The sequence below is a fragment of the Paenibacillus sp. VTT E-133280 genome, from assembly GCF_002264385.1.
In the GTDB taxonomy this organism is placed as follows: Bacteria; Bacillota; Bacilli; order Paenibacillales; family Paenibacillaceae; genus Paenibacillus_AQ; species Paenibacillus_AQ nitricinens.
Genome location: NZ_NFUX01000031.1, coordinates 63,584 through 74,633, shown reverse-complemented (window position 1 = coordinate 74,633; position 11,050 = coordinate 63,584). Strand labels below are relative to the sequence as shown.

11 protein-coding genes are annotated in these 11,050 nt (G+C 41.9%); 10 read left to right on the top strand and 1 reads right to left on the bottom strand.

Annotation, left to right across the window (positions count from 1 at the left end):
* From CA600_RS15180 to CA600_RS15140, 9 genes are all read left to right on the top strand, one after another.
* Nucleotides 1–2,247: S-layer homology domain-containing protein (locus tag CA600_RS15180; RefSeq protein WP_094871086.1), on the top strand; the 2,247-nt coding region annotated here is incomplete at its 5' end.
* Between the two features lie 249 nt (nt 2,248–2,496).
* The gene (locus CA600_RS15175; protein WP_094871084.1) at nt 2,497–3,507 is read left to right on the top strand and encodes a cation diffusion facilitator family transporter; all 1,011 of its coding nucleotides are present in this window, start codon (nt 2,497–2,499) and stop codon (nt 3,505–3,507) included.
* A 73-nt stretch (nt 3,508–3,580) separates the two neighbouring features.
* Nucleotides 3,581–3,901 (top strand): metal-sensitive transcriptional regulator, encoded by a 321-nt coding sequence (locus CA600_RS15170; protein WP_042131123.1) that lies wholly within the window; start codon nt 3,581–3,583, stop codon nt 3,899–3,901.
* A gap of 113 nt (nt 3,902–4,014) precedes the next feature.
* Nucleotides 4,015–4,251, top strand: coding sequence for a glutaredoxin family protein (locus CA600_RS15165; protein ID WP_094871082.1), 237 nt, complete (start codon nt 4,015–4,017; stop codon nt 4,249–4,251).
* A gap of 105 nt (nt 4,252–4,356) precedes the next feature.
* The gene (locus CA600_RS15160; RefSeq protein ID WP_094871080.1) at nt 4,357–4,686 is read left to right on the top strand and encodes a four-helix bundle copper-binding protein; all 330 of its coding nucleotides are present in this window, start codon (nt 4,357–4,359) and stop codon (nt 4,684–4,686) included.
* A gap of 202 nt (nt 4,687–4,888) precedes the next feature.
* Nucleotides 4,889–7,321, top strand: coding sequence for a heavy metal translocating P-type ATPase (locus CA600_RS15155; RefSeq protein ID WP_094871078.1), 2,433 nt, complete (start codon nt 4,889–4,891; stop codon nt 7,319–7,321).
* Between the two features lie 27 nt (nt 7,322–7,348).
* Nucleotides 7,349–7,975, top strand: coding sequence for a nitrite reductase (locus tag CA600_RS15150; RefSeq protein ID WP_094871076.1), 627 nt, complete (start codon nt 7,349–7,351; stop codon nt 7,973–7,975).
* A gap of 233 nt (nt 7,976–8,208) precedes the next feature.
* On the top strand, nt 8,209–9,207 hold the full coding sequence (locus CA600_RS32110; RefSeq protein WP_094871074.1) for a globin-coupled sensor protein: 999 nt from the start codon (nt 8,209–8,211) through the stop codon (nt 9,205–9,207).
* Nucleotides 9,208–9,353: 146 nt separating this feature from the next.
* Nucleotides 9,354–9,698, top strand: coding sequence for a dihydrofolate reductase family protein (locus CA600_RS15140; protein WP_094871072.1), 345 nt, complete (start codon nt 9,354–9,356; stop codon nt 9,696–9,698).
* A gap of 63 nt (nt 9,699–9,761) precedes the next feature.
* On the opposite strand, the gene CA600_RS31255 is transcribed toward CA600_RS15140, so the two are convergent.
* A complete protein-coding gene (locus CA600_RS31255; protein WP_156113190.1) occupies nt 9,762–9,932 on the bottom strand; it encodes a hypothetical protein in 171 nt (56 codons plus the stop codon).
* 192 nt (nt 9,933–10,124) lie between these two features.
* Between CA600_RS31255 and CA600_RS15135 the strand changes: the two genes are divergently transcribed.
* Nucleotides 10,125–10,934, top strand: coding sequence for a CPBP family intramembrane glutamic endopeptidase (locus CA600_RS15135; RefSeq protein ID WP_143812152.1), 810 nt, complete (start codon nt 10,125–10,127; stop codon nt 10,932–10,934).
* Nucleotides 10,935–11,050 lie beyond the last annotated feature (116 nt).

Genomic DNA, 11,050 nt, shown 5'->3' with positions numbered 1-11,050 from the left:
ATTACCGGAGCACAGCTGGCGTTTGATGCGGCAGGTCATGCAGAGATTACTAGTGCAGTTATTGACCTTACCTGGCCTGAACTTGCTGCGCCAAGTATTGAGACTGTGACGGCAGGGAACGGACATATTCGTATTACTTGGAGTCCCGTATATGGTACCGATAGTTACGCTGTATATCAGTCTACAGCTTCAGGTGTTTATGCAGCTGAGGTAGCTACTATAAGTGGCTCTGAGAACAGTTATGATGCTGTCGGGTTAATTAATGGAACTGCTTATTATTTTATTGTTAAGGCTGTTAATCCTGACGGTATCAGTCCAGCTTCCAATGAAGTAACTAGAACGCCTCAGGTTCCAGCACCAGGTGCGCCAATCCTTCATTCACCTGTGGCAAGTAATGGCCTCATCGGCTTAACATGGGATCCGGTGAAGGGTGCAATAGGATACACTATCTACCAGGGGATTTCTTCTGGAATCTACGAGACGAAAGTAGCTACGGTGAGCGAATCGGTATATAACTATGATGTGACAGGGCTAATCAATGGCGAATCCTATTATTTCGTAGTTAAGGCATCCAATCCGGGAGGGGAGAGTGCAGCTTCTAACGAAGTTAGCACGAAACCAAGAACATCACCATCTGCACCTACGGACTTAATAGCAGTAGCCGGAGATGGCGAGGCAACTGTAACATTTGCAGTTCCTGATTCGAACGGGGGAACCCCAATTACGAATTATGAGGTTACTGCTTCTCCGGGTAATATCGTAACGGTTGGGGCAACAAGTCCAATAACGGTAACAGGTCTAGCGAATGGAACAACTTATTCGTTTTCAGTTAAAGCGATTAATAGCGCTGGTAGTAGTGTAGCCTCTGAAGTTTCGAACTCCGTGACACCGAAGTCATCAACGGAGGTTGAGATTACACCTACACCTACACCTACACCACAAACACCAACATCAACAACGGCTCCAACTGTAACTGCAACACCAACACCATCAAGTAATATCGTTGAGGTATTGGTGAACGGTAAGGTTGAAAATGCCGGAACAGCAACGGTGTCTGAGCAAAATGGACAGACGATTACAACGATTGTTGTGGATCAGGCGAAAATAGAGCAACGTATCGACAAGGAAGGTCAGAATGCAATTATAACTATTCCTGTAACTGCTACCTCAGATGTGATCATTGGAGAGCTAAATGGTCAAATTATCAAGAATATGGAGCAAAAACAGGCACAGTTAATCATTCGTACTCCAAAAGGAACTTATACGTTGTCAGCAGCACAGATTGATATCAGTGCTATTTCAGAACAGTTTGGCACAGGCATTGCTCTAAAAGATATGAAAGTACAAATTTCAATTTCTGTTCCTACTGCGGATGTACTGAAAAGGATAGAAATGTTGTCAGGAAAGGAAGGGCTAACGCTGGTAGCTCAGCCATTAGATTTCACAGTGAAGGTTACTTACGCTGGGAAAACTATTGAAGTCACTCAGTTTAATACTTATGTAGAAAGAACGATTCCTCTTGCGGATGGCGTAGACCTGAAGAAGATCACAACTGGACTAGTATTTAAAGCGGGAGGCACGTTCCGTCATGTACCGACGCAGATCGTTGTTATTGATGGTAAAGGTTATGCGAGAATACACAGTTTAACGAACAGTACGTATTTCATAGTTCAAGATCCGCAGAGCTTCAAGGATGTCACCACCCATTGGGCTAAGGATATTGTTAATGAAATGGCATCACGTAAGGTTATTAATGGTATCGGCAACGAGTTGTTCAACCCTAGTCAGGAAATTACACGTGCAGAATTTGCAGCTATTATCGTTCGTGGATTGGGATTGAAGTTAGAGAGCGGCACTACAACCTTTACAGATGTAAAGATCTCAGATTGGTATAATGATGCGGTACAGACAGCTTACTCCTATAAACTAATCAATGGTTTTGAAGATGGAGCTTTCCGTCCAACAGACAAAATTACTCGCGAACAGGCGATGAGTATGATTGCTAAAGCTATGATTATTACCGATTTGAAAGCTAAGCTTCCTTCCATAGAAGCGAGTGAGCTGCTGCATTCTTACACGGATGCGATTGAAGCATCGGGATGGGCTAAGAGTGGCATTGCAGATACTCTGCAAGCAGGAATTATCACAGGTAGAAGCGGAAATGTACTCGCGCCAAAAGCCTTTATTACGAGAGCGGAAGTTGCGGCTATCATTCAAAGATTACTACAACAATCAGATTTGATTTAATTCACGGTTATGGTTTCAGAGGATCCTTCATGCAGGTAGAGCTGCGGAGGATCCTCTTTGTATTATTAGCTTAGACAGAGACTTCTGGCTGAGGATGTCCCTCTTCTGCTTTGTTATTGACAAGAAGAAAAATCCAGATCATAATAACATATGAGCACTTGTTCATATGTTATTATGATCTGGAGCTTTTGAATACCGCTGTGCGCGCATACAAATACTATCTTGCTGAAGGTAAATAGGAGGTTAATCATGAATAAGAACAAGAATAATCACAACCCTCAGATTGAACATGTAGACGTGCAACACTCCGATCACGATCACAGCGATCACAATCATTCCCATGCAGGACACGATCATTCCCACGGACCTCACGGTCATCATCATTTTGATCCTAGCGGAAACAAAAAAGGACTAATGATTGCATTAATAATTACGGTAGGAATTATGTTTTTGGAGTTTTTTGGCGGACTGGTCACTAACAGCTTAGCGTTGCTATCGGACAGTGGGCATATGCTAAACGATGCAAGCTCTTTAGCATTAAGCCTAGTGGCGGTCTGGTTTGCAACTAAACCTGCATCTCCCAATAAAACGTATGGATTCCATCGGTTTGAAATTCTAGCGGCACTATTGAACGGGGTGACCTTATTTGTAGTTGCTGGTTTTATCATCGTGGAAGCTTATGGTCGATTCTTTGAGCCGCCTACGGTTGCAAGTGGTTCTATGATGCTGATCGCGTGTATAGGTCTACTAGCCAATGTTGCTAGTGCTTGGTCTCTTATGAGAAAAGGGGATGTAAAGAATAACATTAACCTTCGCAGCGCTTATCTACATGTGCTTGGCGATGCTTTGGGCTCGGTAGGGGCTATTGTTGCGGGTTTAGTTATGATGACTTTTGGCTGGTATATTGCCGACCCAATTATAAGCGTACTAGTTGCTCTATTAATTCTTAGAGGCGCTTGGGGAATCATCAAACATACCGTTCATGTTCTTATGGAAGGTACACCGATTACAGTCAATCCAGCTGAGGTGAAGGCAGTTCTAGAAAATATCGAGGGCGTTATAAATGTTCACGATCTTCATATTTGGACAATTACCTCGGGCCTTGATTCACTAAGCTGTCATCTCTTAATCAAAGATCAGGAAGATGATCAACGTATTTTGCAGCAAGCCATTCAGTTAATAGCGGAAAGCTTCAAAATCCAGCATACTACTATTCAAATTGAGACATCGGTGATATCCCATGAAATGATGAAAGTCTAATTATATTTTATATTTTGAATAGATTAGGGAGGCTATAGTATAATAAAACTATATGGAAAGGAGTGATTGGTGCATGGAAGATCATACGCACGAGCACGAATCATGTAGCACGGGTGAACGGAAAAGTCATCACTCTGAGAAGACTAAAAAGAACCTGGTTAGCCGACTCAATAGAATTGAAGGACAAGTGAGAGGGCTAAAGGGATTAATTGAGAAGGACACCTATTGTGATGATGTGCTGCATCAAATCTCTTCAGTCCAATCTGCTTTGAACGGCGTAGGGAAACTTTTGTTAGAACATCATATGAAGAGCTGTGTCGTGGAACGAATTCAAGATGGTGAAAATGAAGTGTTAGATGAGTTATTAATTACTATCAATAAATTAATTAAATAAATAAATTGATAATAGAAAGGATTCGTTGGAATCCTTTTTTTATTTAGATTCATATATAGTGTAGGGGGGTATACTAGTGTTGTTAGGAGATATACTGAAGGAGGACGACCCATATGAACGTAGAGGTATTTACAACACCGACTTGTGAGGATTGCAGAAATTTTAAAAAGTTCTTAAGTGAGCATCATATTCCATTTTCTGAATTTAATATTGCAGATCATCCTGACCATGCAGATACGTTATTTAATCGAACTGGAAAAAGGCTGGTTCCTACCATTTTCATTAACAATCAGGTATTTTTCGGATTTGTGTTCAATCGTCAAGAAATTGAGAAACAGTTACTTGTCTAGTGTTTAGTTCCGGATAATTTCTTTGAGCATGATAAGTTAGCTCACGATTGGGTATATATAGAGTAGGGGACTATACTAAATTACATCCTGAGAGGAGCTTTTATGATGTCACATCAAAACTATAAAGCGTGTATTGAAGAGTGTTTAAAATGTATGGTAGCTTGTAATCACTGTTACTCATCTTGCCTGGAGGAAGATCATGTAGCAATGATGAAGGAGTGCATTCGCCTGGATCGTGAATGTGCAGATATATGCGGATTCACTGCGCATGCCCTTTCAATGAATAGTAAATATGCCAAGGCCTTATGTTTAGCTTGTGCAGAGGCTTGTGAAGCTTGTGGCAACGAATGCCAAAAACATGACCATGATCATTGCCAGCAATGTGCAGAAGCATGTTTTGCCTGTGCGAAAATTTGCCGTGAAATGGCCGCTTAACTCAGTAGGACTCTCTTCAGAGAGGATTCATGAAGGAGTTTTCTCAGAAACAGGATTTCTGTTACTGAGAGGACTCCTTTTTAAGTGTTTGGTGTATAGCTTGTCGCTTGACATAATATAGGGTAGGGGGGTATACTAATGTCTAGAAGAGGAAGATACAAACAATAGAAATCATCACAAAAGTGGAAGAGGTGTTTATATAATGACTACTGCTGCGGCGGGACAATCACAAACTTCATTACAAATCACAGGGATGACTTGTGCTGCTTGTGCAAACCGCATAGAAAAAGGCTTGAACAAGTTAGAAGGTGTAACAGAAGCCAACGTAAACTTTGCAATGGAAAGGGCTACAGTGACTTATGATCCGAGTATAGTGGACGTAAGTAAAATGGAAGCAAGTATTCAGAAGCTCGGGTATAGCACGGCTAAAGAAGCTGTAGATTTACAGCTTGTAGGTATGACATGCGCTGCTTGTGCATTGAAAATTGAAAAGACTCTGAATAAGCTACCAGGTGTAAGCATAGCCAACGTGAACTTTGCGATGGAAACAGCACATGTCGAATATAATCCCGTTGAAGTTTCTGTATCTGATATGCAGCAGCGGGTGGATAAGCTTGGATACAAGGCTGTTCTCAAACAAGAGCAAGGTGATCCAGCCAAACAGCGACAACAAGATTTAACCAAGCAAAAACGCAAGCTTCTAATCTCCGCGATTCTATCCTTTCCATTACTGTGGGCTATGGTGAGCCACTTTTCGTTTACTTCGTGGATTTGGCTGCCTGACCTTTTTATGAATCCATGGTTCCAATTGATTTTGGCAACACCAGTTCAATTTTATATTGGTAAACAATTTTACATCGGTGCTTATAAAGCAATACGTAACGGCAGTGCGAACATGGACGTTCTAGTTTCCCTTGGGACCTCGGCGGCGTTTTTTTACAGCTTGTACCTAACCATAGTTTGGGCTGTAAATGGTGGGAGCGCGCATCATGGACCAGAAATGTATTATGAGACGAGTGCAGTATTGATTACCCTGGTTCTAATGGGAAAATTGTTCGAATCCTTGGCAAAAGGACGGACATCTGAAGCTATTAAATCCTTGATGGGACTGCAAGCCAAGACAGCTTTAGTTGTCCGTGACGGTGAAGAATTAAGCATCCCTGTAGAGGAAGTTATTACTGGTGATATAGTACTTGTTCGTCCAGGGAATAAAGTACCTGTAGATGGTGAAGTGCTGGAAGGGATCTCGTCGGTAGATGAATCCATGCTGACAGGGGAAAGCCTTCCTGTGGAAAAGAAAGCCGGAGATTCCGTCATTGGAGCGACGATTAATAAAAACGGTATGCTTCGAATTAAGGCCACAAAAGTAGGGAAAGAAACCGCTCTTGCGCAGATTATTAAAGTAGTAGAAGAAGCGCAAGGTTCGAAAGCTCCTATTCAACGGGTCGCAGATGTTATCTCCGGTATTTTTGTTCCTATTGTTGTTGGGATTGCCGTTATTGCATTCTTGGTGTGGTACTTCATCGTAACACCGGGTGATTTTGCAGGAGCTCTGGAAAAAGCAATCGCCATTCTAGTTATCGCTTGCCCTTGTGCCTTGGGTCTGGCTACACCAACCTCCATTATGGCTGGTTCCGGACGTGCAGCTGAACTGGGAATCCTGTTCAAAGGCGGAGAGCATTTAGAGCAAACACATAAAATTGACACGATCATCTTAGATAAAACAGGTACAGTAACAAAGGGGAAACCCGAGCTTACCGATATTTTGGTCGAAGGTAATGAGACAGAATTTCTTAGACTGGTGGGTGCAGCTGAGAAGAATTCAGAACATCCACTGGCAGAAGCTATTGTCGCAGGCATCTTGGAAAGAAATATTGAAATGCCAGCGACAGACTCTTTTGAAGCGATACCGGGGTATGGGATTAAGGCTGTCGTGGAAGGCAAGGAGCTGTTAATTGGTACTCGGCGTCTCATGGACAAATACGGCGTAGAGGCAAGTCATGCTTATAAGATCATGTCTACTTTAGAAGAATCCGGTAAAACAGCAATGCTTGTGGCTATAAATAAAGGGTACGTGGGTATGGTAGCTGTTGCGGACACCATCAAAGAAACCTCTCAGGCTGCTGTCAGTCGCTTGAAAGGAATGGGCATCCAGGTCATCATGATTACCGGAGATAATGAACGTACGGCAAAGGCCATCGCAGCTCAAGTTGGCATTGATCATGTACGCGCTGAGGTGCTTCCAGAAGGAAAAGCGGAGGAAGTGAAAAAATTACAAGCGCAAGGAAAGATAGTAGCTATGGTTGGCGATGGCATTAATGATGCTCCAGCCCTTGCAACTGCAGATATTGGGATGGCTATCGGTACCGGTACGGATGTGGCTATGGAAGCAGCGGATGTTACTTTAATGCGAGGCGATCTATCCAGTATTCCTGATGCCATCTACATGAGCCGTAAAACGATGACTAATATTAAACAAAATCTATTCTGGGCACTTGGCTACAACTCACTTGGCATCCCAATTGCAGCACTTGGTTTCTTGGCTCCATGGGTAGCGGGTGCGGCAATGGCTCTCAGTTCGGTTTCCGTTGTTCTTAATGCACTACGTCTGCAACGTGTGAAGATCCGTAACTAAATGGTTAGAGGAATGGAGACGGAGATCATGGGAGAAATCACGAAAATTGCAATTGCGCCTCCAATTCAAGTGGGGGGAAGCCTGTTTACGCCTGAGCAGCTTGCTACAATAGGAGTTATTCTAGGGACGAATGCAAAAATTGAAATGACATCTTTTAAACAGCTTTATTTGGAGGTTCCTCTGGAACAGCGTGAAGAGATCGTAGAACAACTTGAGCTTCTAGGCTTGGAAGTATATTCAGCTGGTTTTGTCACGAAAAGCCTGATTGCCTGTAATTTCTGCAGAGGGGCTGAGGAAGCAGGTCTGGCAGTTGCACAGAAATTAAATCAGTCCATAGCAGGGATTGAAACACCTATGCCACTGAAGATTGGTTATGCGGGCTGTGCACTCGGTACTAGTGAGCCTTTGCTGAAAGACATTAGCGTTGTCAAAATGCGTAATACCTATGAGATTTTTGTTGGAGGAGAACCGAAAGGGCTTAAAACTTCGATTGCACATTCCCTTAGGTCAGGGCTAAGTGAAGATCAAATCATTCCAGTAATTTTATCATTGATTAACTACTATAAGGCCAACGCTAAAGGCAAAGAGAAATTCAGGAAATTCATTGACCGGATGACGATAGAATTGCTGCAACAAGTTGTTGCTGTGGGGTAAGGTTATAATGTTAAGAGGGGCTTCCTTTACAGGAGCTCCTCTTTTTTATGTGATCTAAGAATAATGCTACGAAATGCAAAGTTTGTAAAATTAATAAACTATTTAAGTAAATAAAGTGTTAAAATTTATAAAAATAATACCTTTATTATCAAGATAAATAGATGCCATAGGGGATGGCATGGAAGATGCGATGATCATTATATAAACAAAATGAGAGGGAAGTTGACCAAATTATGATCAATCTTAGTTTAGAGCGACAACAGCAAGTTAGCTATATTGGGATTACTGAGGCTGATTTAAATGTATTGAAAGGGAAGGAAAAAGAATTCAGGCAAATCGTAAGCTCCCTTGTAGATGAATTGTATAAGCAGATGATAGAGGAGCCTGAGCTACTCCATATCATTGAACAGCACAGTACACTTGATCGATTGAAGGAAACGCAGCAGTGGTATTTTTTATCCATGGCCTCGGGTGTGATTGATGAAGCCTTTATTGAAAGACGCCTGCTTATAGGTAAAATTCACTCGCGTATTGGTCTGACAACGAATTGGTATTTGGGTACTTACATATTATATTTAGATCTCGCTACAGCTTATTTTGAACGGATATTACCGACTGATTGGAAACCCGTCATACATGCATTAACCAAGATGTTTAATCTGGATTCACAGTTGGTTCTTGAAGCCTACGAAGTCGATGAAAAAGCAAAAATAGAAAATTTATTGGAAAAGCAAAACCACTTGCTTACAGGTGTTAGTTCTGCGGTTCAAGAATTAGTATCCTTAATGGTTCAACTGAAAGATAGCAGTGAATCCATCGAGGAATTAGCTAGTAAGAATGCTGATTATCAAGAGAAAACACATAAAACTGTGTTATATCTCGACAAAGAGGTAGAGTCTATTCATCAAGTGGGTACAATGATTAGGGAAGTGGCTGATCATACGCATCTTTTGGGCTTAAACGCAGCCATTGAAGCAGCAAGAGCAGGGGAGTACGGAAGAGGTTTCGAAGTCGTCGCGAATGAAGTACGCAAGTTAGCTCGCCGCTCTAAAGATTCAATAGGAACGATTGATGAGAAGCTGAATAATATCAACTCCACACTGTCCAAGGTGAAAAAAGAATCAGAACACAATTCCATGTATTCCAGAGATCAGGTGAAGGGCTCTCAAGAACTGGCTTCCTTCGTGAATCTGATTGAAAAAGTGACCGTCGAGTTAGAAAACTTGAAATAATCAAGAATGTCTTATATTGCGGATCGAGTGTTAAGTACTCATTTCTGGTACAAGGAGTGATGAGTGTGCCTGTAGATCATCATGAACAAGATGCAGAAAATTCATCTAGAAAGATTCTAGCAGGATTAGGGTGACGATTTTTACCCATGGCAAGATTCCTGAACCATTCTGACAAATATCTGGTCCCCAGTACGATTACGGAGGACATGCTCGAATGGCAACCTGCAAGCCTGATCAAGGGCAATCTCTTCGAGGAGATAATGAAGCTAAAGCAACAGCCTGAAAAGAACATTCAGATCCCTGGTAGTCCGAAATTAGTCAGATCCCTATTACAAAATGGATTGTTAAATGAGCTTAGGCTTAATATCTGTCCCGTAGTCGTTGGCTCTGGATTGCGTCTTTTTGACGAGATCACGAATCAAGTCCCACTTCATCTTGTGGACTCAAAAGCTTACAGTAACGGTGTAGTAGGCTTAACGTATCGCATATAATCTTTGAAATGAAACACTCCTTCAGAATATTCTGAGGAGTGTTTTTTTGTTTAACAGTGCGGTTTAGACGTCGGTTTTGGAAACACCGTTTAAGCTGGGAACATAATCGGCAGCTTTATCGATGTTAACCATCTGAGCCGCTTCATTAAAGTTATTGTTATTCTGTGCATTGTTTTTCTTACTTGGTTGATGTTTGCCTGGTTCACCTTTGGGACTGGCGTTATTTTTTGGCATGACATTCACCTCCATATTCTCCCCATAGTATGAGAAGGTAGTTTGAGTTTTATGCCAGATGAGGAGGTGTTGAGGTGCACCACCGCAAAAGACTTGCGGGTTTAACGGCAGTTATTTTCGGTGAAATGACCTGGATTCTATTGTAGAATTGGATTATATAGGAAAAACAGGCGTTTAATTATAAAAAGGTAGGTGAGAATATTGCTCTCTGACAAGAAACAATCTCTTCTATTTATTATTATGGTGTGGGCAATGGCACTTGGGATGCTGCTACTCCCAGAATCAGCACAAGGTCTGTACGGTTTTACCCCGTTGCTCACAGTATTTCTCATGATGTTCTTGATTGTACGCGATGGTTATCGTGCTGAGGGCTGGAGAAGGTTAGGTTTCAGATTTAGAGGTGGAAAAGAATACATATTGGCTTTGGTTATTCCCTTAATTTCACTGGGAGCGGGTTATGCTGTCTATTGGACAGGATGGGCATCAAGCTTGAATCCTCCAGATTCATGGATCAAGACGGCTATATATTTGGTCGTTTATATTGTTCTGGGTTCGCTATCTGCATTGGGGGAAGAAATAGGATGGAGGGGCTGGCTGCTTCCGCGCTTTCAATGGATGGGAAGAGTTAGTTCCAGTATCACAATGGGTTTTATCTGGGCAATATGGCATTATCCCGCGATTCTTGGCCCACGTGCCTATCATTCTTCAGGGAACCGCTGGCTTGTGTTGACCCTGTTCACTTTATCCGTTGTATTTGCGGGAATTATTATTAATGAACTGCGTCTGACCTCTGGCAGTATATGGCCGGCAGTGCTTTTACATGGAACTAATAATGCTCTAGATAGTGTGTTGCGCAATATTACTTCGAGTTCATCACCGATGCTAGAGTATGTAGCTGGAGAGAGTGGTTGGGTCCCGGTAATTTTATATGGTGCTGTAGCAGTTTGGATTCTGAATCGAAACCTCAGGATTAAACGGCAGCCGATCAGTTTAGCGCAATAACTCTTGCGTTCGTTTATAAATGAAGGAATATCATGCATAAAAGTATATTATTCCCTATTGAATTCATTTAAGATAGTAGAGGATACATGATCTGAATTACAAATATGTATAATTTT

Bases quoted from the DNA above. Each gene is read 5' to 3' on its own strand.
- CA600_RS32110 (WP_094871074.1), top strand. From the start codon at position 8,209: ATGATCAATCTTAGTTTAGAGCGACAACAGCAAGTTAGCTATATTGGG.
- CA600_RS15155 (WP_094871078.1), top strand. From the start codon at position 4,889: ATGACTACTGCTGCGGCGGGACAATCACAAACTTCATTACAAATCACA.
- CA600_RS15160 (WP_094871080.1), top strand. From the start codon at position 4,357: ATGTCACATCAAAACTATAAAGCGTGTATTGAAGAGTGTTTAAAATGT.
- CA600_RS15140 (WP_094871072.1), top strand. From the start codon at position 9,354: ATGGCAAGATTCCTGAACCATTCTGACAAATATCTGGTCCCCAGTACG.
- CA600_RS15175 (WP_094871084.1), top strand. From the start codon at position 2,497: ATGAATAAGAACAAGAATAATCACAACCCTCAGATTGAACATGTAGAC.
- CA600_RS31255 (WP_156113190.1), bottom strand. From the start codon at position 9,932: ATGCCAAAAAATAACGCCAGTCCCAAAGGTGAACCAGGCAAACATCAA.
- CA600_RS15170 (WP_042131123.1), top strand. From the start codon at position 3,581: ATGGAAGATCATACGCACGAGCACGAATCATGTAGCACGGGTGAACGG.
- CA600_RS15150 (WP_094871076.1), top strand. From the start codon at position 7,349: ATGGGAGAAATCACGAAAATTGCAATTGCGCCTCCAATTCAAGTGGGG.
- CA600_RS15165 (WP_094871082.1), top strand. From the start codon at position 4,015: ATGAACGTAGAGGTATTTACAACACCGACTTGTGAGGATTGCAGAAAT.